Source organism: Alteromonas ulvae (genome assembly GCF_048987005.1).
Taxonomy (GTDB): domain Bacteria; phylum Pseudomonadota; class Gammaproteobacteria; order Enterobacterales; family Alteromonadaceae; genus Alteromonas.
Genome location: NZ_CP185261.1, coordinates 1,265,640 through 1,290,381, shown reverse-complemented (window position 1 = coordinate 1,290,381; position 24,742 = coordinate 1,265,640). Strand labels below are relative to the sequence as shown.

General features: G+C 43.6%; 16 protein-coding genes and 1 pseudogene. 7 read left to right on the top strand and 10 right to left on the bottom strand.

The annotated features are described in order from the left end of the window. Positions 1 to 27: 27 nt before the first annotated feature. Complete coding sequence (locus tag ACOJR9_RS05680; RefSeq protein ID WP_420935378.1) at positions 28 to 2,916, bottom strand: M16 family metallopeptidase; 2,889 nt, start codon at positions 2,914 to 2,916, stop codon at positions 28 to 30. Positions 2,917 to 3,222: 306 nt separating this feature from the next. Between ACOJR9_RS05680 and ACOJR9_RS05675 the strand changes: the two genes are divergently transcribed. From ACOJR9_RS05675 to ACOJR9_RS05665, 3 genes are read left to right on the top strand one after another with little or no spacing between them, the layout of a single operon-like run. Continuing rightward, positions 3,223 to 3,825, top strand: a complete 603-nt coding sequence (locus ACOJR9_RS05675) for an Hpt domain-containing protein (RefSeq protein WP_420935377.1) — start codon at positions 3,223 to 3,225, stop codon at positions 3,823 to 3,825. Positions 3,826 to 3,834: 9 nt separating this feature from the next. Next, positions 3,835 to 4,659 (top strand): pseudouridine synthase, encoded by an 825-nt coding sequence (locus tag ACOJR9_RS05670; protein ID WP_420935376.1) that lies wholly within the window; start codon positions 3,835 to 3,837, stop codon positions 4,657 to 4,659. 1 nt (position 4,660) lies between these two features. Beyond that, positions 4,661 to 5,773, top strand: coding sequence for a ketopantoate reductase family protein (locus tag ACOJR9_RS05665; protein WP_420935375.1), 1,113 nt, complete (start codon positions 4,661 to 4,663; stop codon positions 5,771 to 5,773). Between the two features lie 26 nt (positions 5,774 to 5,799). Here ACOJR9_RS05665 and lysS read toward each other — a convergent pair whose 3' ends face one another. After that, positions 5,800 to 7,371 carry a lysine--tRNA ligase gene (lysS, locus tag ACOJR9_RS05660; RefSeq protein ID WP_420935374.1) on the bottom strand — a complete coding sequence of 524 codons (1,572 nt, stop codon included), beginning with the start codon at positions 7,369 to 7,371 and terminating at the stop codon, positions 5,800 to 5,802. A 23-nt stretch (positions 7,372 to 7,394) separates the two neighbouring features. After that, positions 7,395 to 8,493 (bottom strand): peptide chain release factor 2 gene (gene prfB / locus ACOJR9_RS05655; RefSeq protein WP_420935373.1). Its coding sequence is split into 2 segments (ribosomal slippage): positions 7,395 to 8,417 and positions 8,419 to 8,493, totalling 1,098 coding nucleotides; the frame shifts between segments, so codons are not numbered across the junction. 537 nt (positions 8,494 to 9,030) lie between these two features. Here prfB and ACOJR9_RS05650 point away from each other — a divergent pair. Together ACOJR9_RS05650 and ACOJR9_RS05645 are read left to right on the top strand one after the other, a co-directional pair. Next, positions 9,031 to 10,092, top strand: coding sequence for a flavin reductase family protein (locus tag ACOJR9_RS05650; protein ID WP_420936058.1), 1,062 nt, complete (start codon positions 9,031 to 9,033; stop codon positions 10,090 to 10,092). Further along, positions 10,089 to 11,306 carry a fatty acid desaturase family protein gene (locus ACOJR9_RS05645; RefSeq protein WP_420935372.1) on the top strand — a complete coding sequence of 406 codons (1,218 nt, stop codon included), beginning with the start codon at positions 10,089 to 10,091 and terminating at the stop codon, positions 11,304 to 11,306. Before ACOJR9_RS05650 ends, ACOJR9_RS05645 begins: the two co-directional genes overlap by 4 nt. 119 nt (positions 11,307 to 11,425) lie before the next feature. Here the strand turns inward: ACOJR9_RS05645 and ACOJR9_RS05640 are convergent, their stop codons facing one another. The 7 genes and pseudogenes from ACOJR9_RS05640 to ACOJR9_RS05610 all read right to left on the bottom strand — a co-directional run bounded on the left by ACOJR9_RS05640 (position 11,426) and on the right by ACOJR9_RS05610 (position 22,157). Continuing rightward, positions 11,426 to 12,583, bottom strand: coding sequence for an aspartyl/asparaginyl beta-hydroxylase domain-containing protein (locus tag ACOJR9_RS05640; protein ID WP_420935371.1), 1,158 nt, complete (start codon positions 12,581 to 12,583; stop codon positions 11,426 to 11,428). Between the two features lie 188 nt (positions 12,584 to 12,771). Further along, positions 12,772 to 15,756: a TonB-dependent receptor domain-containing protein gene (locus ACOJR9_RS05635; RefSeq protein WP_420935370.1), complete on the bottom strand. Its 2,985-nt coding sequence runs from the start codon at positions 15,754 to 15,756 to the stop codon at positions 12,772 to 12,774. Positions 15,757 to 16,057: 301 nt separating this feature from the next. Next, positions 16,058 to 16,504, bottom strand: coding sequence for a DUF2177 family protein (locus ACOJR9_RS05630; RefSeq protein ID WP_420935369.1), 447 nt, complete (start codon positions 16,502 to 16,504; stop codon positions 16,058 to 16,060). 36 nt (positions 16,505 to 16,540) lie between these two features. Beyond that, positions 16,541 to 17,077: pseudogene (locus ACOJR9_RS05625) on the bottom strand (methyl-accepting chemotaxis protein). Positions 17,078 to 17,304: 227 nt separating this feature from the next. Beyond that, positions 17,305 to 17,724 (bottom strand): hypothetical protein, encoded by a 420-nt coding sequence (locus ACOJR9_RS05620; protein ID WP_420935368.1) that lies wholly within the window; start codon positions 17,722 to 17,724, stop codon positions 17,305 to 17,307. Position 17,725: 1 nt separating this feature from the next. Continuing rightward, complete coding sequence (locus ACOJR9_RS05615) at positions 17,726 to 20,626, bottom strand: ligand-binding sensor domain-containing protein (protein ID WP_420935367.1); 2,901 nt, start codon at positions 20,624 to 20,626, stop codon at positions 17,726 to 17,728. 103 nt (positions 20,627 to 20,729) lie between these two features. Continuing rightward, positions 20,730 to 22,157: an endonuclease/exonuclease/phosphatase family protein gene (locus ACOJR9_RS05610; protein WP_420935366.1), complete on the bottom strand. Its 1,428-nt coding sequence runs from the start codon at positions 22,155 to 22,157 to the stop codon at positions 20,730 to 20,732. A 67-nt stretch (positions 22,158 to 22,224) separates the two neighbouring features. On the opposite strand from ACOJR9_RS05610, the gene ACOJR9_RS05605 reads away from it, so the two are divergent. Further along, positions 22,225 to 23,271 (top strand): PLP-dependent cysteine synthase family protein, encoded by a 1,047-nt coding sequence (locus ACOJR9_RS05605; protein ID WP_420935365.1) that lies wholly within the window; start codon positions 22,225 to 22,227, stop codon positions 23,269 to 23,271. 42 nt (positions 23,272 to 23,313) lie between these two features. Beyond that, positions 23,314 to 24,513, top strand: coding sequence for a DUF2891 domain-containing protein (locus tag ACOJR9_RS05600; protein ID WP_420935364.1), 1,200 nt, complete (start codon positions 23,314 to 23,316; stop codon positions 24,511 to 24,513). Positions 24,514 to 24,742: the final 229 nt, after the last annotated feature.

The window sequence follows — 24,742 nt, the reverse complement described above, 5'->3', positions numbered from 1 at the left end:
AGTGTAAATTCAAGATATGTTAACTTTTTAGTCTAACGCTTCTCGCTTGTTGTCCTCTACCGATAATTCAACCATCGGTATATTTAATGCGCTCAGCTGTGGCAAAATCTTCGTCTTATCACCCACTACAATAATTTGCATCTTATCAGCATTCAAATATTGTTTTGCGAGTCTATTAATAGCAGCTTTATCTATACGGTTAATGATGTCGAGCTGCTCGTCTCGATATCCTTTCTCCAGGTCATAGCTGAGCAACTGTCGTAAAAAGCGAGCTTTGCTAGAAGGTGTTTCAAATGCCAATGCATCACTTAATGTGAAGGCATTTCGCATAAATTCAATTTCAGACTCAGTAACGCCCTTTTCTTTATAGGCATTTATCTCGGCAAAAATCTCTTTAATGCCCAATGCAGTATCTTTAGCGGTTAAATCAGCACTTACCTCAAACCAACCTAGCGTTTTTCCCCCAACGAAACCGCTACTGGCACCGTAGGTTATACCTTTATCTTCTCGTAGATTTAAATTGATTCTGCTGTTAAAGGCTCCACCTAGAGGAAAATTCATAAGTCGAGATTTAAAATATTCGCCTGTGGCATCAAAGGGTAAACCTCTATCCACAATATACACTATCGACTGCACTGCATCAGGACTGTGCACCAAATACAGATTTCTTTCTTCGTATTGGGGAAATTCATAATAATCGACAAATTCATAATCTTGCCCTTCCCAGTTATTTAAAAAATCAAGGGCGTCCATAATCTGTTCTGGCGCAAGGTTTCCCACTACAACCATGCTGGCTTTTTCTGGTGAATAATAGCGCTCGTAAAATGCTTTTACATCATCCAAAGTAATTTCATTTACCGACGCTATAGTGCCTCCATCAGGCAAACTGACTCGATTTTCTTCCCCAAACAAAATTAAGTCTTTGGCTCTCTGCGCTAAGCTAGAGGGCGTTTTTGCTTGCTGCTGCAAGCCCTGCAGAACTCGTTCTTTCATGCGCGAGAAATCTGCTTCAGTAAATGCGGGGTTAAACAGTTTCTCTTCCATCAACGCTAGCGTGGGTTTAATATTTTTCGTTAATGTAGAGACAGACAGCTGGGTGAACCTTCCACCAGTGCCAAAACCAATTGAACTGCCTAGCTTAGCAAGTTCATTTGCTAAATCTTCATTACTGTAGTTTTTTGTAGTCTCGTTCATCAGCAGTGCCGTAAGGTAAGCAGTACCGGCTTTTCCTTTAGGGTCGAGTAACATGCCGCCATCCATACCAAGCGTTAGAGTTACCGTGGGTGTTTCATTGCTAGTCACACCAAGTACCCTGATACCGTTTCTTAATGTACGTTCCCAGTAGTCTGGTACTTTAGAGACCGGTGCCGGTCCTGCGCTTGGCATTGTGCTTCTATCAAGCGTTGACTGGGCGCTAGCGAACAACTCATTGTCACTTTTATGCTTATCAGAAACTGATTGATGCTCAGATTGGTGCTCAGACTGTAATGGGTCATCTGGCAGTGTGCGCGTAGGTCGCTCGAAAGTGGGCTCTGCTGCAGCAAGCTGAGGGCTGCCATTTGGCACAACACTTAATACAACGCTGTTGGCGTCTTTAATATAGTCATTGTACACACGCATAATGTCGCTAGCGGTTACCGAATTGTATCGCGCAATGTCTTCTTCAATAAGGTCGGGCGTGTTGTAGTAGGTTTCATTTGCTGCAAGCGCAGAGACTTTACCTGATACGCTTTGAAGCCCAAATACAGTTCTAGATTCTAACTGACCTTTCGTTCGCGCTAGGTCATCAGCGGTAACTCCTCGGGTTTCAAATTCCTTTAATGTATCGTTGAGCGCCTGGTGAAGTGTCGCTAGCGATGTCACTTTAGCAGGGTTGGCTAAGGCCAATAGCTGAAACTCACAGGCTAGCTCCCGACAGGGATGAGACACAGCGGCCTGCACCGCCATTCCTTGCTTTACCAAGTTCTTATAAAATAACGACGTTTTACCACCGCCAAGAATGTTGGCCAACACATCTAAGGGTGCTTCATCAACGTGGCGGGCATATACTGTGGGGTAGGTTATTTGCAGCAGTGGCAAATGTACTTTGTCTTCTAAGGTTACGTAACGCGTTTCATCAAGCGTCACAGGCTGAGGCTTCGCATCCACAACCTCTGGTCCTGCGGGGATATCGCCAAAATACTGCTGAATAAGTGCTTTTGTTTTGGCCACATCAATATCGCCACCAATGGTTAGCACTGCATTGTTTGGGCCATACCAACGTTTAAAGAATGCCTTTAAATCGTTAACGTTTACGCGGTCTAAATCTTCAACGTAGCCTATTGTTAACCATGAATAAGGGTGCCCTTCGGGATACAACGCCTCACCGTTGAGTTCAAAACGAAGTCCGTAGGGCTGATTATCGACTCGTTGAGCCCTTTCATTTTTAACGGTCTCTCGCTGGTTCTCGAACTTCTCTTGATCTACCGCTTCAAGTAAATAGCCCATGCGATCAGATTCAAGCCACAATACCTTTTCTAGTTGATTTGCAGGTACGGTCTCAAAATAATTAGTTCTGTCTGTATTTGTTGTACCGTTTAAATTTCCACCTGCTTCGGTGATAACTTTAAAATGCTGTTCGTCAGCAACGTGTTTTGAGCCTTGGAACATCATGTGCTCAAAAAAATGGGCGAATCCTGATTTGCCAACTTCTTCTCGCGCAGAGCCAACGTGATAAGTCACGTCTACGTGTACAAGAGGGTCTGAATTATCTTCGTGAAGGATGACGGTTAGGCCGTTATCCAACGTGTATTTCTCAAAAGGAATAGCAACGGAATTTTCTCTTTGCGGCTGTTCTACCTGCACCCGTTGGCAACCGCTACTGATGAATACTAAGAGGACCGCACAGACGATACGAAAGGAGGGGCTACCCGGCATGTTTATTCCTTTTTAACTAACAACGTTATAAACCGCGCTTTTAAAAGCGGTGTTATTATTATTTTGCAACAGGAGGAGGGCGTCGCGTTTGCAGTGAAGATTAACAGAATTTTTAACGCTTTACTTGTTCAGGCGACGCTATGGCTGTATTAATTTGTGTGATCTTGAAATACACTATCACCACAGTGCGCTCTATCATCTCTGGTAATGTAAACTAGTGCCATATTGTTTCGCTCAATGGTAGTAAAGCAATGACCAACGACGTTGGAGCAACGTCGTCTTAACGTGTTGTAGAAGGATACTTGCATGGACAAGTCAACCACAGTAGTCGATCTTGAATTTGGAATGTCGCAGTTGAGCGGGAACAAAAAGCTTTTATTTACCCTACTCGGTAAATTTACAGATGAATACCGAAATTTAGATGCCAACTTACAAGCGCTTATGGAAAAAGAGCAGTATGACGATGCCTACTCACTTATGCACACGCTTAAGGGCGTAACCGGTAACTTGGGCTTATTCGCGCTTCACAATGACAGTAAGCAAATAGAAAGCGCAATTAGAAACGAACAACAGCTACCCCATAATTACCCTCAATTTGTCGTATTACTCAATGACACGGTTGCCGAAATAGACAGCGTGACTGCTGAGCCCGCTGTATCTGAAACCCAAAAAAACGGGACGGATAATGCGACGAATAATGCGACGAATAATGCGACCAAAAGTGCAGCCGCAGAGCGCGCTGAAAAGCAGCTTGTAGCGGCGCTAAAAGCCAGTGAGTTTATTTCACAAACTACCCTCGATGACTGGCTAAATGCCATGAACCTTAGCGATGAAAAACGTGCAGCCATTATTGAGGCAGTGGACGAATTAGACTACGAAGAAGCTCTAGCAACCCTAGACGTTAAGTGAAGCTAGATAGTGCAGCACATTCCTATTATATATCAAAACAACGGGGTTATTGTTGTCAATAAGCCCGTTGGCATTGCCATGCATACTACGTCACCTACGCATAGCGAGCATGGTTCAAAACATTGTACAAGGCTTGAAACAGCGCTTGGAACAGAGCGTGATGCAGAACTTATTTCAGAGCTTGAACCGGAACTGGGTATAGTCGAGTTATTAAAACGGCAGTTGAATGTACCTCAATTGTTTCTATGCCACCGCTTAGACACCGGCACTTCTGGCTGTTTATGCCTTACTGACAATGAGCAGTTGGCAGCAGAAATTGGTTTGTTATTCGAGACTCGGCAGGTAAGTAAGTACTACTTAGCACTGAGTGACAAAAAGCCCCAAAAAAAGCAGGGTTTAATCATCGGCGACATGAAAAATCGCCGTGGTGGTCAACATATTTTGTTAAAAACCACTGACAACCCTGCTGTAACCCAATTCTTTAGCCAATCGGCAAAGCAAGGGATCCGCGGTTTTTTATTAAAGCCCCATTCAGGTAAAACCCACCAAATTAGGGTGGCGTTAAAAAGCATAGGCGCACCTATTTTAGGGGATTCACTTTACGGCGGCAGCAGCGCTGATCGGCTATATTTGCACGCCTATATGCTTTCTTTACCTTTACAAAGCGGCACGGTATCCGTTACCGCGCCTTTATTAGAGGGCGATGAATTTAACGACGAAACCGTTAAGCAGTGGCTTTTAACTGTTGCAAACCCTGATAATTTTGCATGGCCTGCACTGCCCTCTCGCTACACTCATGAACGTGCTCCTAACGCGGTCGGAAAGCCTAGCTGATATGACACACTTACATATTGTGGGCGGTGGTGCCATTGGAAGTCTTTTGGCAGCAGGGGCTGAAAAGCACCAGGTTGTTTATACTCGCTACCCTCGTTTTTTTTCGCCTTCGAACCACAATGAAGCTACCAAGCGTTGTGATAAACCAGCACTCGCTAAACGTTCTAGCAAGCCAAACGAATCTAGCATTCCAAACGAAGCAACATGGCTTGATGGACATTCTTTTCCCCTACATGGCGCTATTGCATCACCCACAGAGATTGATGCCAACCATGTACTAATATTTCCGCTTAAAGTGTATCAACTGGAATCGGCGCTTCGCCAATGGCTACCGTTTTTACACGCAAAACCAGTTATCGTATTGCTACAAAATGGCATGGGCGGACACGAAATAGCGCGGACTTTACTAGGTGATGACTATCCACTGTTATTAGCGACAACGAGCCACGGTGCGTTGAAAAAGCAGATGAATGATGCACAGCAACAGCTGGTGTATACGGGCTTAGGAAATACTACGCTGGGCAGTATAAAACACCCTAACTTGTGTGCGTTAACCGACTCATTCAATGCTGACAGTTTGTTGGAAACAGACTGTCTATTGAAAACAAACAGGTTAGTAGAAATTGAAAAGCTATCAACAGCAGGCAAGTTATCAAAAGCAGAGCGTGAAAGCAGACAGCTACTGACAGCCTATACATTGCTGAATAGAGCGTTGCCGCCAGTGGCACTTTCAAACAACATTTTACACGCGCTGTGGAGCAAGCTTGCAGTCAACGCAGTCATAAACCCACTGACTGCGCTTAATAATGTCCCAAACCTTGCTATTTGTGATGAGGGCTACAGCAAATTGATACACGATATTTGCCAAGAATTTGTAGCAGTTGCAGAGGCTTACGGTGAGAATTTTGACCTAATTGAAATTAAAGACAAGGTAATGCAAGTAGCAAAAGCCACAGGACGTAATTTTTCCAGTATGCATCAAGATGTACACTATAAACGTCAAACTGAGATAGATGCGATCAACGGCTATATTGTATCGATGGCACAGAAAAAGGGTATCAGCGTTCCCACCAATACCCTTCTTGTAAAGCGCGTGAAAGCGCTTCTTGTCTAGCTTTTTTCGGTTTTTTACTTCGCTTTTTACTCGGCTTTTGAGTCTTTTGCCTCAGCGTCATTGCCTGCTTGAGGCTTCATGTGAGGAAACAGAATAACGTCTTTAATAGTAGAGCTGTCGGTAAACAACATTGCTAATCTGTCGATGCCAATACCTTCACCCGCTGTAGGCGGTAAGCCATACTCAAGGGCGCGAATGTAATCGTCATCAAAATGCATAGCTTCATCGTCGCCAGCGTCTTTTTCTACCACTTGCTTAGCAAAACGCTCCGCCTGATCTTCTGGGTCGTTAAGCTCACTAAAGCCGTTAGCCAATTCACGACCGCCAACGAAAAACTCAAAACGGTCAGTAATAAACGGGTTATTGTCGTTGCGACGGGCTAGCGGAGACACTTCCCATGGATATTCAGTAATAAACGTAGGTTGCTCTAGCTTCTCTTCTGCAGTGGCTTCAAAGATTTCGCAAAGGTATTTACCTGCACCCCAAATACCATCTACCTCAGGCTCTTTAATATGAAGCTGCTTTGCCATGGCTTTAAGCGCATCGAGGTTAGCTTCTGGGTCGCGGATTGCTGCTTCATTGGCATCAGGCCAATATTTCAAAATGGCATCACCCATGCTTAAGCGCTCAAAAGGCTGGCCAAAGTCGTAGTTAACTTCACTCGTAACCTTGCCATCTGCGTCTTTAGTGGTATTGGTAATAATACTAGTACCAAGAATATCTTCCGCCAGGGTGCGAAGCATATCTTCGGTAAGATTCATCAAATCGTTGTAATCAGCGTAAGCTTGATAAAACTCAAGCATAGTGAACTCTGGATTATGACGAGTTGATAAACCTTCGTTACGGAAGTTACGGTTAATTTCGAACACACGTTCAAAACCGCCTACTACCAAGCGCTTCAAGTAAAGCTCAGGGGCTATACGCAAATACATATCAATGTCTAACGCATTGTGATGCGTAACGAAAGGCTTCGCAGTAGCGCCGCCTGGAATAACCTGCAGCATTGGCGTTTCTACTTCTAAGTAGTCGCGCTTCGTTAGATAATTGCGAATACCATTCACAATTTTGCTGCGGATCATAAAGGTTTTACGGGTTTGCTCACTGGTGATCAAATCCACATAGCGCTGACGATACTTGGTTTCCTGATCGCTTAAGCCATGAAACTTCTCAGGTAACGGACGCAGTGCTTTAGTCAGCAGCTCGTATTCGGCCATGTTAACATATAAGTCGCCTTTGCCAGATTTGTGCAAATCACCGGCAACACCAATAATGTCGCCAATATCTAACGCACCGTATTTGGCTTTAAGCACTTTCTGCGTATCTTTGTCAGCATAGGCCTGAATACGTCCAGTCATGTCTTGAAGCAACATGAATGGACCGCGTTTTGCCATAATACGTCCGGCAATGCTTACTTTATTACCCTGCTCTTGCAGCGTTTCTTTGTCGAATTCACCGAACTTAGCTTGTAATTCGTCGGCGTAATTTTCGCGACGGAAGCTGTTAGGGAAACCGTTTGCACGGCACTGCTCACGAATAGCGCTTAACTTAGCACGGCGCTCTGCAATCAATTTGTTATCGTCAGTTTGTTGGTCAGTCATAACCTTTCACTTCGTTGTTCGGTCTACAGCCCAGACTTCAGGCTAGCTACAATGAATTTATCCAAATCGCCATCAAGGACAACCTGGGTGTTGCGTGTTTCAACGCCCGTACGCAAATCTTTTATGCGAGAGTCATCTAATACATAAGACCGTATTTGACTCCCCCACCCGATATCTGACTTGCTGTCTTCCATCGCTTGTTTTTCAGCATTTTGCTTTTGCAGTTCAAACTCATAGAGCTTGGCTTTTAACTGCTTCATGGCTTGATCTTTGTTCTTGTGTTGCGAGCGGTCGTTTTGGCACTGCACCACAATTCCGGTAGGCTCATGAGTAATACGCACCGCGGAGTCCGTTCGGTTTACGTGCTGCCCACCGGCACCTGAAGCTCGGTAAGTATCAATGCGCAAATCGGAAGGATTGATATCGATATCAATATCGTCGTCAACTTCAGGGTATACAAAAGCCGAAGAAAACGAGGTGTGTCTTCTATTGCCAGAGTCAAATGGCGACTTTCGAACAAGGCGGTGAACGCCTGTTTCGGTTCGCAGCCAGCCAAAGGCATACTCACCTTGAATACGTAGTGTCGCACTTTTTATGCCGGCAACATCACCGTCTGATACTTCGATAAGTTCGGTTTTGAAACCGTGGGCTTCCCCCCAGCGAAGATACATACGAAGCAGCATATTCGCCCAATCCTGAGCTTCTGTACCGCCCGATCCAGATTGAATATCAATGTAGCAATCGTTGGCATCGTTTGGGCCGGAAAACATACGACGAAACTCAAGTTGCTCTAGCGCCTTAATTAAACTATTCAGTTCATTTTGCGCTTCTTCGAATGTTTCTTCGTCTTCGGCTTCTACGGCAAGTTCAACCAAACCTTCAACATCTTCGGTGCCTTGGTCTAAATTATGGATGGTGTCCACAATTTGTTCTAACGCTACCTTTTCTTTTCCCAGTGCTTGGGCCTTGTCTGGTTCGTTCCACACATCTGGGCTTTCAAGTTCTCGACTTACTTCCTCTAAACGCTCTGACTTCGCATCAAAGTCAAAGATACCCCCTAAGCGCGTCGGTGCGCTCGCGAATATCTTTTATCGCATTAGTAACCGGGTTAATTTCAAACATAGTCCGCTTATTAATTAAAAATTAAGACCGCGGATACTACCGAATTTGGAGCAATTTTGATAGAGGCTGCAGCAAATAAGACTCAATTTAAGCGAGCCTTTGAGATAGTTTTCTAGTCTTAAACTAGGCTGCGCTTACCTTCACTTCACAGCCAAGCTCAACGCTCCTTAGGACATTTACTGATCACTTTCTTGCTTTTTATTTTTTTAAGCTTACACTTGTGCGCTGAGATAGAGTACAAGTGTAAGCTTAAAATCATACATCGCTTTGCATATAACGTTATACATGAATTTGTCCATAAAGCCGCGCACCCTATCGACCAACTACAGGTGAACGCTCAAGCGCTAATTTCTGCGATTGCAATTCTTTGGTGATAGAAAAAACACTAACCGTTTCAATTTTAAAGGCTCACATGAGAGCTGAGACAAGAGCTAATAGATAAGAGTTAACATAACAGTGAAAGCATTAATAGATAAGGTCACAGCCTTTTTCTTCCACCACGCTTCGTGGGCGGGATATTGGGAAGCAGTTTTTCAAATGGTGAATCCATCATGGCGGGATGGGTATTATCAAGCTCGGGTAAAATCAGCAGTTAAACTGAATGCCACAACCGTTCAGCTTGTACTCACACCGCAAAAACGCTGGCCTCAACACACGGCTGGTCAACATATTGCGCTTACCATAGAAGTAAACGGCAAGTTAGTCACTCGGGTATTTACCATCGCCAGCGGTCAAAAAAGCCGACAGGATGAAGGTACTATTCGTTTGGTGATACGGGTTAAGAAAGACGGTGCGCTAACGCCACATTTGGACGGCCTTTTATCAAAAACAGCATCAAAAGTGTCAGTGAATATTTTTGCGCCCATTGGCAACTTTGTTATGCCAAACGCAGCGTATTTAGATAAGCTCGAGACCTCTTCGTTAGTACAAGCAGCACCTAAGCAAATAAAACCTGTTTTAATGATAGCTGGCGGTTCTGGTATTACCCCATTCATCGCTATGCTAGAAGATCTATACAGTGCAAGTAGCGATAATCTGCAAAGTCGGCCTGTTCACTTACTGTATTTTGCTAAAGAGAACGAGCATCTACTCACACAAGAGCTTGCTGAATATAAGCGCCTAAATATGTACTTCACCTATGAATTACTGTGTCGCCACAAAGATGGCGGGGTGGAACAGCTTTTGGCTAGCCACACTGATGCACACTGGATGGTATGCGGTCCGCAGTCTCTTTATGATGAAGTGGCAAATGCACATGCGAGTCCTCACTCTGCTACTGCTGCGTCATTGCATAGCGAACATTTTGCCGCATTTCCAGTGGCAAATGCACGAACCAATGGTGCGAAAGCGTTCTTCTCTCTACAGCACAATGGAAGTTCTCTTTTAGTCGATAACCAGCAAACGCTGTTAACACAACTTCTGCATGCTAACCGACCTGTTACTTACGGATGCGGCATGGGTATTTGTCACCAATGCCAGTGCGTGAAAAAACGTGGCGTGGTTCGAGATACACGAACCGGCGCGCTATCTGATAACGCAGAGCAGCTAATTCAACTTTGTGTATCTCAAGCCGTTACCGAATTGGAGCTTCAAGCATGATTACGACAATTAATACAAACACCGTAAATACAAGCACGGTTGAGAAAAGTATCGTTAATAAGGGCCAAGTCTCTAAAGGTTCAAGCAGCCGCTTAAATAGTGGAAAAAATGCGAATGAACAGACTTCACAATGCTCATCAAAAGATATCGATATTGGCATTAAAAAAGCACCTGACTATACCAAACTTGCCACTCAGCTTGATGCCGTTAAAACAGACATAAAAAGAAAAATTGGCAGTGAAGATGCGGCCTATATTCGACGCGTAATAGCACTCCAGCGGGCGTGCGAATGGACAGGCAGAATACTGCTAATGTTAGGGTTTATGCAGCCCCTGTTATGGATATTGGGTGTACTTGGTTTAGCAACCGCTAAAATTTTAGATAATATGGAAATTGGTCACAATGTCATGCATGGTCAGTACGACTGGATGAATGATAAGCACATAAATTCGAGAGCGTACGAGTGGGATATTGCCTGTGATGGCTCAAGCTGGAATCGTGTGCATAACTACGAACATCACACCTATACTAATATTATCGGCAAAGACAGAGACTTTGGTTATGGCTTGCTGCGTTTGTCGAATGACTTTCGATGGCGTGTAAAAAACCTATGGCAATTTGCAACTTATATATTACTTAGCGTTATGTTCCAATGGGGCGTGGCGTATCATGAAATGGCAGCAGAGCGTGTATTCTTTGGTAACAAGAAAGACAACCGCAAAAATCAATTGTCGCATGCTGAATTGAAGCGGCGTTTTTTTAGCAAAGGTGCGCGTCAATTAGTCAAAGACTACGTGTTATTCCCTCTGCTAGCCGGTCCATTCTTTCTTTATGTGTTTGTTGGTAACTTGGTGGCTAACTTACTGAGAAATTTATGGACGTCTACCATCATCTTCTGCGGACACTTCACCGGTGATGTGAAAACCTTTAGTGTTGAAGACTGCGTTAATGAAACCCAGGGGCAATGGTATTACCGACAAGGACTTGGTTCATCCAACATCAAAGGCGGTATGCTATTTCACGTACTTACCGGCCACTTGAGCTTTCAGATAGAGCATCATTTGTTTCCAGATATTCCTGCTCGCCGCTACAAAGAAATGGCCCCTAGGGTACAAGCCATTTTCAAAGAGCACGGCATGCATTACAACACGGGCGGATTTTTCAAACAGTACATCAGTGTACTTAAGCGTATATTGCGCTACTCATTTCCATAACAATGGAACTTGCATGAAACAATATTTTCATGCAACCTCAACACAGCTATGTGATTATGCACAGCTGTGCTTAAGGTGCATAAACGTAATCAGGGGAATGGGATGATAGCAAGATCGAGCTAGTTGCCATAAGTATCAATGGTTTCTAACAATGTCGATACCCATTCTCTCTCTTGCTGAGAAAGCTCAGGCCGCCAGATATCAAAAATGAGTACAACGCGATCTTGGTCACTGTCGTTCCAGGCTTCATGTTCAATAGAATCATCAAAAACGACCAACTCGCCTCTTTTCCAGTTCCGGATCTCATTGCCCACCCTTAAACCGCAGTTGTTTGGAACCACCAATGGCAAATGACAAATTAAGCGGGTATTGAGAAACCCGTGATGGGGCGCTATCTTTGTGTGCGATTTGAGCATAGAGAAAAGTACCATGGGCCCTCTGCCCTTTACCTCTGGCAATGGGATATTTTTGATAACGTCCATGGTAACAGGGCACTTAGCAGCATTGTTTTCGACTATCTCTCCATCCTTTATTAGAAAAAAAGCGCTCCAGTCTGATTTGTCGAGTAAAGGGTTTACCTTAGCTGTTGGTCCTTGCTCAGTGCTTTTTATATATGGCTCAAAAGGAGCATTATTTTTTATCAACGCATTAAGCTCAACACATATATCGTCGGTAGCTTCCTCTACACGACTAGCCCAATTGAATTCTTTTCGTTCATAAAACTGTTTTACTGGCAATTCTGGGAAATAATATGCTCGAGGCTTTTGTGGATATATTTGCTTGCTTCCATTCATTAGCTCTAGTGATTGACGAAAGCGCTTTACCTCATCCTCAGAAAAGTCTTCTAGCTTTAATTGGCTGTGTATATGTTTTTCTAAGTCTGCTGTAATCTTCTCTGATCGCTTAGCAATCCGGTTGGTCACATCAACAAGATCGCTTGGCAAATCAGATACCATTTTTGCTATTCCCAAGGCCATTGTATAGCAACGATTAGCTAAGCGTTTATCGCCTTGATCCCAATACAAGTCCCCTTTCATTACCAAAACCGTTAAGTTGTTAGGCTCTAGCAATAAAGCGTTGTCGAGAACTTCAATACATTTAGAAGTTTCTTTTAGGCGAGAATAAGTAAATGCTAACGCCTGTAAGACAGAAATTTCCGGGCCTGTGCTTTCTATCAAAGCAATTAGATGCTGCTTCGCACTCTCAAAATTGCCATGCTGTATAGCATAAATAGCATTTTGGTATTTAGGATTTTGTTGTATCGATTGAGCTGTCATATAAGCCCTTATAGTAATTTTAAACGCAAATAGTGAATTAAAGACGCACCATGTAGTTTACCAAGCTGATGGTACCCTACGTAGAGCCAAAAATGAAAAAAGCCGGTATCGAACTAACGATACCGGCTTTTAATTTTATACTGCACAGAGACTTACTTTTAAAAAGTCATCTGTACTACACCACTTTTTTAGAAGCTAAGTGCTACAGTAAAGCGATAGGTACGGCCAAGTACATCATAGTGCGCAGGTAGTGTGTTACCACTGTTAAACGACGTAGATGCAGCTTCACCGCCCACAACAGGTGGCGCTTTATCGAACATGTTATCGATACCGAAGCTCACTTTAGTATATTCGTTGAACTGATAGTTAGCGAATAAATCAAAGTAGCTATAGGCGTCAATGCTTCTGAACCCTTCAAACGTATTTGCTACCACACCTGGTTCGCGATCTATTTCGCTTAGGTAGCGCCATAACAACGACACAGAGTAATCGTCATAGCTCCACGTTGCGCGGTTAACCGCACGAGTTTGGTGCTGTGGATTACACTGAGGTCCAAAGAAGCCTTTACAGTCGATAACTGCTGATGTTGGTGCGCTTAAACGTTCTGCTTCTAGGTAATGGTTTAAGTTACCGTTTAAGTTCAAGTTACCAAACTCACCAATATCGAAGTTGAAGTCATAGCTAGCTTCAAGACCACGAGTACGAAGGTAAGACAGGTTTGTGGTAAACGTAGAGATACCAGAACCATTTAATAGTAAACCACCACCTACACGGGTAATTTGAGCACACTGGTCTAAGTTGCCTAGGGTATAGCAGCCGTCCAAGATTTCCTGAGGGCTGTTTGTACCAATGTATCCGTCTACATCAATATCGTAATAGTCAACAGACAATAATGCCGATGTTGCCCAGCTCACTTCTGGCGTATAAACAAAACCAGCAGTGAAAGTTTTTGCCGTTTCTTCATCTGGCAGCTGGTTAGGGTTTGAACCAGAGAAGGTGTTGATTTGACCCGCAATGATATCTTCTACTTGACCAACTTGGTCAGGCGTCATACCTGTGCCAATACAAAGCTGACGAAGATTAGCATCGCCTGCTAGGGCCGCTGCATTTGACGCAGAACAAGGGTCTGACTCGGCGTTATCCAATGAACTGGTAAATGGAGCAAATAGCTCTCCAACGTTAGGAGCACGTGTTGCAGACTGATTCATCACCCTTACAAGAAGTTCACTGCTTGGACGCCAAGCAAGACCTAATTTCCAAGCGCCAACATCACCAACGGTATCAAAGTTAGAATGGCGGTAGCCGAACTCTAGCTCTAGAACCTCTGCTAACGTCGCATTCTCTATAAGAGGCAAACGACCTTCCATAAACAATTCATTAACCTTGAAACTACCACCTACAGGTAATGAGTTACCGCCAGCGCCACCAAGACAGCTAGCTGGTGCAAGTTTCAAACATTCATCAGGTGTAAAGTTAGATAAATCTTCGCGATACTCGTAACCAAGGCTTAATAACAGCGGATTATCAGCAAATGGAGACACGACAGAGTCTACTGGCCCGTCAATGTTGGCCATTAATACGCGTTGCTGATATTCAGTGCGAGAAAGCGCAGTTGCAGACGCGTAAGCAGCCATTTCAGGCGTAATGGTGCCAAAACCACCAAACAGGTTAATAGGTACGCACCCAGCACCGCCAGTTAAACAACGGTCAGTTTCGACAGCGTTAACGGCATTTGCGATGTTTGCAACGTTTGTATACCCGCCAAACACGTTAGTTCTGTTTGTTTCGCCGTGTTGGAACGATACGTCGTACGCCCACTCGTCAGAAAGCATACCTTCAGCACCAAGTACGATTTGGAACTGGTCGGTGTTAAATTCTGTAGAACGAGGACCAAGCTCTAAAGTTCTACGGAAGAACGTTGTGCGCATGCGGTCGTCAGCATCAACAACGCCATTACCGTTCACGTCAGTCCATGCTGACTGCAGCGATGGGCTTGCGATATTGTCGTTAGCCACGCCGATAAACGCGTTACGAGCCTGGTCGCTAAGGAATGGGTTCGCTAATGGCATATCAAATACGTTACCAAATATGCCCGATGGCGCTACCTGCTGTCTTACGCCAGTATTTGTGAACGACACCGTTGAATACACCGTGTGATCGTCGGTAATGTCATAGTGCCCCATGGCCGTTGCAGTCCAGCGCTTAGCGGGCGTTTGGTAATAGTTGAACGGGTTAAAGTTAAACGCACTACACGTTGGCCCCGCTATCCAAGTACCATCATCACGGAATTGGCCATTAGCAGCAGGCACACCTGGGATTTGCATACGAGTAGGCATGGTTGTACCAGAGCCACCGCCTGGTGCAACAACGTTAGGCGTTTGGTCACCACAGCCTGCTGGCGGTGGTACAGGAGGAGTCCCGTCTAAAAACTGCTGGAAGTTAGCACCGCTTGATGTGTTGATGCCGTAGTTACCGAGGTCTCTTTGGCCGAGTAATAGTGGATCACGGTCTAACCAGCTCACAGAAACAACCGCATTACCACGGTCATCATCGAAATTTCCACCCAATGTTAATGCGATGTTCTTTGTCATCGCGTCAGCACTGTCAGTTCGAGAGTGTTGCATTTCTAACTCAACGCCCTCGAAGTCGTCTTTTAGTATTACGTTGATAGCACCAGATATGGCGTCAGAACCATAAACCGCTGAAGCACCACCAGTCACGATATCAACATTTTTGATAAGCGCTGTAGGGATTATTGATGTATCAACAGTACCAGCCGTATTGAAAGGAACAAGGCGTTTTCCGTTCATTAGCACTAGGTTTCGGTTTGCACCTAGACCGCGTAAGTTAACGGTAGCGGCGCCGCCGGTACCATTGTTTACACTACTGTTATCGCCTGGGATAACGCCAGGCAATAAGCGTAGAATTCTTTCAAGCTCGGGCTGCTGCAGCTGTTCAATTTGAACTTCACCAACAGTCTGGATAGGGCTGGTAGACACTGCATTAGCGCTACGAATCCGAGAACCAGTAACCTGAATTTTTTCTACGGTTGCTTCTTCACCGTCTGGCGTTTGAGCGTCTTGTGCTAATGCTGAAGTGGATAGCGCGATTGACGCAGCACCAACAACACTAGCAAGTTTAATAGCTTGTGCTAGCTTTGAAGTCTTAAACATGAAATGTCTCCCTTGACATTGAATAGCATGTAATTTTCTTACATATTTTTTTTATAAGATAATGGCGTTTCACCACAATGGTTAATATACACTTCTAAAATGAAGGGTCAATACACTATTTTAGACGATTCACAAAAAGTTCAATTTAAATTAACTAAATTAAACTATTTTCACAGCAGTCGCGCTTAGAACAACAACAGAAGAATGCCAAAAATTTAAAAAAGTTATTAATTTCAGTTTCTTATATCGAATTTAAACGTGGATTTTGGCAAGTATCACATCACACGACCAAGCGTTTTGATCATTGCGAGGATGCTAAGCTTTTCACTCTGAATGATTGAAATCCTATCCAACCCGCTATGGCACTGGTGGCAGTGAGCAAGGTGCCCCATATCCAATCTACAAGCATGATGAATAGGGTAAATCCTTCAATGATACTGTAAGCAGTTAAGTTGTAAGCGCCATAGCTGGCAAGCCCAAGTAAGGCACCGTCAATTCCTGCATACAAAAGTGACTTGTCGCGGTTTGCTACTACTGCCAACACAAATACGACAAAACCATACATTAAATAAAATACCAACCACGGCCACGTAATAAATTGCGAGCGTAGCAAAGGTGCCATTTCGGTTTGATACCAATTATCAGCAACGATCCCGAGCCACAAAAAATCCAATACGCCAAAACATAAAAAGATAGCCAATAACGAGATGATAATATTTTTTGCAAAGTGTACGATATTGTTTAGCAAGATATAAATTCCAGTTTTTACCTAATATTAGGCAACTTACACTTGAAAGCTGTTCAAGTCTTGCTTAATGCGCTGACTCAACGCACTTAATTGCTCGGTAAGCACCTTAGATGACTTTGCATTTTTCGCTACATCATTGGTCAATTCATTAATTGACGATACTTTTGCATTAACGTTAGTTGTCACCACACTTTGTTCTTCGGTGGCCGTCGCCACGCCTGAATTCATATCATTGATGATTTGAATGTTTCTGATAATGTCTTCTAGAGCTGCTATAGCGTGAGATGACTCATTAATAGTGTCACTCAGCCTACTCTTAGTGGTTGACATTAATGTACTAGCGCTTTCAGACGATATTTGTAAATCGTTTATGATAACTTCAATTTCTTTTGTAGAGTCTTGAGTTCGCTGCGCAAGGGCACGCACTTCGTCAGCGACTACAGCAAATCCGCGACCTTATTCTCCGGCTCTTGCGGCCTCAATGGCAGCATTAAGAGCCAATAAATTTGTTTGCTCCGCTATGCCCTTTATCACCGTAAGTACCGAATTAATGAGTTCACTTTTTTCTTTCAATTCCGAAATTTTGATAGCGGTTTCACCGATACTTTCACCCAAACTATGAATATCATCTACCGTTTTCTTAACTATCTGATTGTTATTGTAAGCTTTTTAGCGTATAGATAACTCAGGAGCAAAGGTCAAATCATCAATGTATGAGATTGAGGTTTTTTCACCAGAACGAAAAGTTATAAAGCGGTATAGATAGCACAAAGCTTTTTAAATTTACCCACACAATCGACTCAATCTACGCAGAATGTGGGCTCGGTAATACCATTAGACAAGTACATATGGCACCCGAATAAATTGGTAGAATGTAAACAAACGCCTTCTGCACGTGTTCCAGACTCGATATCACTGTGTTGAGCCACACACGCAACCTCACATTGAATGCTGTCCGTGCACGTCTTCCCAGCATCGCTTGCGGGCAAAACACAAGATTCTCGCTGCTGCGCACCCAGCTTTTTCCATTTTCCACCTTCCCTTTCACATACCTCTTTATGTGGAATTGTATATGCCCTTTGAACGATAGGTAAGGTTTGGTCAACAATATACTCTCTCTTTTCTATGTCTTCTAAGAGCATTACAGGCGGTGGTTTGGCCCCACAAGCGGTAAGCGTTAATAGCAGCACAACCGAAAAACCGACTATGTGGTAAGACATGCTAAGAATACGAATGCGTGTAAACGGCAACCTGATCTCTTCCCTGTTGTTTCGCGTGATAAAGTGCCTGATCTGCATGATTAAGAAGCCGATCATAGTCGCTTGCGATATTTATGTTGGCTAATCCTGCACTCACAGTAATAGTTAAATTAGCAGCAATACAACCGAAATTGTGTTCTTTTACCTTTCTTCTAATCAAATCTAGCTGTTTAAGCGCTTGGTCTGTGCCATGATGCGGCAGTAACACAGTAAATTCTTCTCCGCCCCATCTAGCGCATAGGGCGTCATGAGGGATTGAATGTGCAATCAAAGATGCCACTTCTTTTATCACCTGATCTCCTACCATATGAGAATAGCTGTCGTTTACCTGTTTAAAATGGTCGATATCGATAATGGCTAAGCAAAGCGATTGACTGTTTGATTTTGCCGACGTGAATAAGTAGAGCACGTGCGTGTCGAAGGCTCTTCTATTAGCAATGCCAGTTAATTCATCATGAGTAGCTTGGTATTCGAATTGTCGCGTCTGCAATTCAAGCGACTCGGTTTGCTCCGACACACGCTTTCTCAGTATTGCTTCAGTTCTTTTTAAATGATGAAAGCGTAGTCTAAATGCTAACCATGTTAGCCCACATAGAGTCAAAAGAAATACAATTTTAAATATATAAGTTTGTGTAAAACTCGGTTTCACATTTAATATAACGGGCGCATCTACCTCTTGCCAATCACCGTTCGGGTAGCGAGCCCTTACTTTAAAAAAGTAGTGGTTTGGTGCCAAATTAGTATATTCAGCAAGTCTTAACTGTCCGCGATCTGACCAACTATCATTGTATCCCTCCAATATAGTTTGATACTCAATTCGAGAGGGCATGGCATATCCTAAACCTGCATATTTAAAAGTGATACGTTGCGTGTTAGGGGGGACTATAATCGGAGTGTCCGCCTCAAATGATGAAACAACCTTTCCATCGAGCTGTACTTCTTCGATGATTACTGGAATTGAGAAGCTCTTTATGCGCGCTAGGCTTTGTGATTTGATATTTGCAAGGCCCGTGGCCGATGCTAGCCACACATTACCGCTTTTGCTTATGAAAATGGACGGCTGTGATCCGCCATTAATTTGCCGGCTTCTGAGGCCATCTTCTTCTTTAAAATGTTCAAGCCGCAACTGAGTTTGTGAGCGACTCCTACTCGCTACCAAATCTTCGCGAGACGTCAAAAACACGCCTTGATTTGACGTTATCCAAGCATTTCCTTGTCGATCAAAGTCAATGGCAAACACTTTATCCACTGGCAAACCTTGCGATTTTCCTATGAACTTCACTTCTTGGGAAGTAAAGTTAAAAAATGCGATTCCTCGGTCTGTCGCCATCCAAATACCATCAGTATCAGCATGAAAACTAAATGCATACTGTGCATCAGATGTGTCAGGCAAAGTAAGGTTATGCACGACGCTGTTTTCAATATACGCAACGCCCATTCCTGTAGCGATCCATACACGACCAAACCTATCTTCGGTAAGCCCCATTATAAAATTTGCAGGTATACCATTATTTTCATCGTAATGAAGCAGACTTCCGTCGAGCAACAGGCATGTCAGTCCCTGCGCCGTGCCAAACCAGATACGTCCGTCACTCGCCTTTAAAACAGCGCGCACTTCGTTACTTGGCAGACCTTTTGAGCGGTCTAAAAATGGAACTAACTCACCATTTGTGTAAAGTAAAACACCGTCGGTGTAGGTTCCTACTAATACAGATTCACTATCGCGTTTAGCTAAACTTAGCACGGATATGGGACGAGCTAACGGTGAGATGACGGGTAAGAATTGTTCATTTTTAAATACATCGAGCCCGCTGCTGCTGCCGACTAAAACGGAATCATCGTCAATTCCTAGCACTGCTCTGATATAGTCGCCACTTAAGCCTTGGTCTTTTGTGAAGGTGGTAAATGGAGCACGACGTAAACTGAAAAGACCGCCGTTGGTTCCCACCCAGATTGTTCCTTCCATGTCCTCAAGCAATGAAAAGATGCGGTTATTTGGCAGTCCAACTTTCGCATCAAGTTTCTCGAGCCCTAATTGGCTTAGTCGAAAGACACCGTGATTGATAGTACCGATCCAAATATTGTTTTGACTATCAAGCAGAATACTACTGATAGATTCATTAACTAACTCGCTGTGTAAAACTGAGAATCCCTCTTTGTTATAACGCCAAACCCCTTGTTCTGTGCCCACCAATACTTGACCATTTTGATCAAGTGCTAGCGTAAAAGTTGGTCCTGTGAGTGCTTTATTTTTTGGTGAAACTAATTCAACTTTACCTTTTTTGTATTGATATAAACCTATATTCGTGGCTATCCAAATGCGCTTTTCCTTATCCTCGATTACGCGGTAAGCACTCGTATGACTTAAGTATCGAGATTCACTTCCGTCAGAAAACCTGACTTCAAGACCGGCATCTTCAAGAGCCAACCAAATCGAATCGTCGCTACTTCTAAATGCATGATTAATCATGGAGTTCGCTGGCTTCTGGACACTCCAGCGACGATCTTTGAAAACCGTAAATCCCCCTCTGCCTCCCGCGACCAACATGTCATTGTTCTGTGCATGAGTAAAAAGGCTGCGAATGCCAGAGTCAGGTAAACCGGTATCTTTACCCCGAGTGAAAATATCGAATTTAGCACCATTATATCGAGCTAAACCCTCCCACGTTCCAGCCCAGATATAGCCATCTGAGGTTTGAGCTAATGCATTTATGCTATTGTGGGGCAATCCATTTTGGGTATTCCAAGTTTGTGTAGAATATCGATAAAGAGGAACATTATCTGATGCCCTCGCAACACTATTAATTAGCAAGGAAACAAGAATGGTTACAAGCAAAAACAATGAGAAAGAAAGATACTTCAAGGGATTCTCTTTTAACAGCGTCAACGTAATAATTAACATGTTTAAAATAACGCAACCTAGAAATACTGGCTAGCTTTATCTCAGTAATAGTTACTCTTGCTCACTAGGGTAATGAAATCGATACCCACACTAAACGATGATCTGAGCTAGCGTTTCTATTCTCTACAAGCCTGTATAGCTCACTTTTTCTTGACGGCCAGAATACGCCCGAACTTAACACATTAAGCCCTTTTGACGGCAATACATAGTCGACCCTAGCCCCCCAACTCGCAGTAAACCGGTCGCTATATTCGCTGTCAAAAGATTCAGCTCCCCCTAGGCTTTTGGGTACGGTATCACTTGCCACAAGGGGATTTTCTATTAGTTGCTCAATGACACCTGCTCGATATTTATCACCTTTATCTGCCGCATTGAAATCGCCCATTACCACAAAATTCGCATCCGCATATAAACTTTGCTTATCATTGTTGTCATCGTAAATATACGCCCCCTTGTCTGGGGAGAGATAATCAGCCATAAATCGAATTTCATCATGATTGCGTTTACCGTTTCTATCTTCTGCGCCATCGAAGGTTGGAGGTGTTGGATGCATTGCTAAAATATGGATCGTCTCGCCATTTACCAACACGGGAACATCCCAATGAGATTTTGAGCTTAAACGTAACGCCGCCCATTCTTTTTCGTTGTACCAAGGCCTTGCATTAGGCGTTTCTTCTAAACCATCTTGCATGAACGGTTTTTGCGGATGCGGCATATGATGCCATTTAAAACGTTGAAATGTGCGTATTCTCTCTACATCTATTGGATACTTCGACAAAATTGCCATGCCGTAATGCCCTGGATATAGCCCAAAACCTTGGGCGTCGGCGCCAATCTGTTCAGCCTTGCCGTTGTTATCAAGATCAAAGGGAGTTGCTATGCCTGTGTTCACCGGCGCTATATAGCTATAAGGATAATCGACTGCGGGCTGTCCATGTTGAGAAACATTCAGGTAGTTTGCGATAAACGCATCAACGCCTTTGGCTTTATCTTCAATATAATCGAACTCATTTAGAAGCAGTACATCCGGATTCATGCGTTGAATAATTTCAGCAATATTTCGAACTTGGGGGTTTTCCCCTGTACTCAAAACATGCTGCAGCACCTTTGTACCAGTGAGGGGCTCTTGCGCTGAATTCGTAAATTGGGTGCCTATCTTTTTTGCATTGGAAACCAGTGCTTCGTAGTTGCCAGACTCCATACTCACATTGAAAGTGGCTACTTTTAATGTGGTCTGTGAAAAGCACAGTGGCGATACGATTAAGAGCTGCACTAATAATGGCAGTAATTTACAATACGTATTCGGTATCACTAATCGTCCCTTGAAAAATATGCGTTTTGTACTTTCTATTTTAGCTACAATATCAAATTTTTTACGGCTCCCAATAAATAAAAACAGTAAAAAGTAATTAACCGCATAAAAAGTGTATAAAAAAGAATTTAGCTGCACAGCAAGTATAATTATTAGAACAATAAGAACAAAAATACTCATTGGCCACTGCTAACCTTAGCTTTACATTTTAATTATTTTTTGTATCCACATTTATAAGGCTGTCGTTATGTCAAGTTGGGTTACTCAAGCAGTAAAAAAAATAAATGCAGATTATCACCGTTCTGCCGACACGCATCTTATTAAGCTCGATGCACTCAAACTTGATGGCATAGATATATATCTCAAGGATGAAAGCACTCACCCAACCGGCAGTCTGAAGCACAGACTTGCCCGCTCACTGTTTTTGTATGCATTGTGTAATGGTAAAATCAACCATTACACTACCGTCGTGGAAGCATCCTCGGGAAGTACTGCCGTATCTGAAGCCTATTTTGCTCGCATGATTGGTGTCCCATTCATTGCCGTTATGCCTCGCTCTACCGCGCAGAGAAAAATTGCGCTCATCGAGCAATTTGGCGGTCGCTGTCATTTTGTCGACTGCCCGACACAAATGCACGATGAGGCTATTCGTGTTGCTGAAAAGAATAACGGTTACTTTATGGACCAGTTCATGTTTGCTGAACGCGCCACAGATTGGCGAGGTAATAACAACATAGCTGAAAGTATTTTTAATCAAATGGAAGCCGAGCCGCACCCACTGCCTCATACTATCGTGATGAGTGCGGGCACAGGTGGTACCTCTGCCACCATCGGGCGATACATTCGCTTTAAAGGCATGGCATCTAAATTAGTGGTGGTAGACCCTGAATTCTCGGTTTTTTATAACAGTTACAAACAGCGAGACTCATCATTAATTGCCACTAGAGGCAGCAGAATCGAAGGTATTGGTAGACCCAAAGTTGAAGCGTCATTTCAGCCTAATGTTATTGACGATATGATACAAGTGCCTGATGCAGCGAGCGTTGCCACCATGCACTGGTTAAATGATACTATGGGAATAAAAGCAGGCCCATCAACAGGAACGAATTTGTGGGGGGCATTAGCTGTAGCCCAATCTATGATGGCAAACGGTGAAAAGGGCTCTATTGTTACGCTAATGTGTGACAGCGGAGAGCGCTATCTTGATACTTATTACAACCGCGAGTGGCTTGATAGAGAAATAGGCTGTACTCGTGATTATGAAGAGATATTAAACGCCCTAGAAGTAAGTTAGTCTCTTCTTCGTAATTACTATACTTACTTAAAAGGAAACGCTATGCGAAAAGTCGGTCACGTCTCTCTCTGCTTTCTAACCGGTATCTCATTTTTTTTCAGTGTCAATGCTTCCAGTGATACTGCTGGACATACTATCCCCTACTCAACGACTTATTCACAAGTTAATGCAAACAAAAATAGTGATGTAAGCGCAGCAAATGCCCATGGCAAAAGTGCCATCAAACATAATAGCGGCTATAAAAAGGTATTTTCAGACCTCGCACTTCAATGTATTCACCAAGAATACCCAAATATTATCAAACACACCATGAGCAGCGATGCCGATGCTAAGACGCCAAAAGCCCTTTATCCTGCATTTTATGGCTGTCTCGATTGGCATTCTTCCGTACACGGTCATTGGTTATTGGTTCGATTACTTAATACCGGTGGCGATGATATTGCAATCGATACCATTATTGCCAGTTTAAATAAAAGTTTTAGCCAGCGAAATATAGAGGGTGAAATAGCAACAATACAACGGCCGAATAACAAGGCGTTCGAGCGCCCCTACGGCTTAGCATGGTTTTTACAGCTAACCGGAGAGCTGCGCCAATCGTCATTGCCTGAAGCTGCCATTTGGATGTCGCGCCTAAAGCCGCTGGAAGATATTATTGTTGAACGTATAGAAAGTTGGCTACCCAAACTCGCTTACCCCATACGCACAGGAGAGCACAGTCAAACGGCTTTCGCGTTTGGCTTAATGCTTGATTGGAGCCGTATTGCAAATAATGAATCTTTTGAAGTCTTACTGATGTCGAGAATAAAAGATTACTACGAAGATGATACCCAGTGCCCAATACACTATGAGCCATCAGGGCAGGACTTTCTTTCGCCTTGTTTAGCAGAGGCAGACTTAATGCGCCGGGTTTTATCTGAGAAAGAATACGGTAAATGGCTCACTGACTTCTTCCCAACGCTCACCAGTACTAGCATTAACTGGCTTGAACCCGCTACAGTTACAGATAAGACCGATGGAAAATTAGCACATTTAGACGGTCTAAACATTAGCAGAGCTTGGATGATTGAAGGCATTATACATGCCTTAGATACCAATGATCCGCGAATAAGCGCCTTGCAAAAGGTGATGAAAGCACATCGCGATGCAGGATTAAACGCCGTGCTAGAGGATATGCACTATATGGGAAGCCACTGGCTTGGCAGTTTCGCGAGTTATCTAGAAACGTCGAGAGGCATTGAGTGAGCCATTTTCTCAACCCTTTTGTGCATTGAACCTTGACGCCAACTCAAGCGCCGTCCACAACAATAAACGTGTAGGTGAACAACTCTGCGACTAAAGCTCACTGGGCTTTTTCGCTAATCAATCTATAAAAGCGCAGCCCTAGAGCCGCGCTTTTATCATAAAGCAACTCGTCATGTGGACTGAGCTTTTCCGGCTTTCTCGTTAACTGATATGTTTGACGATTTACTTG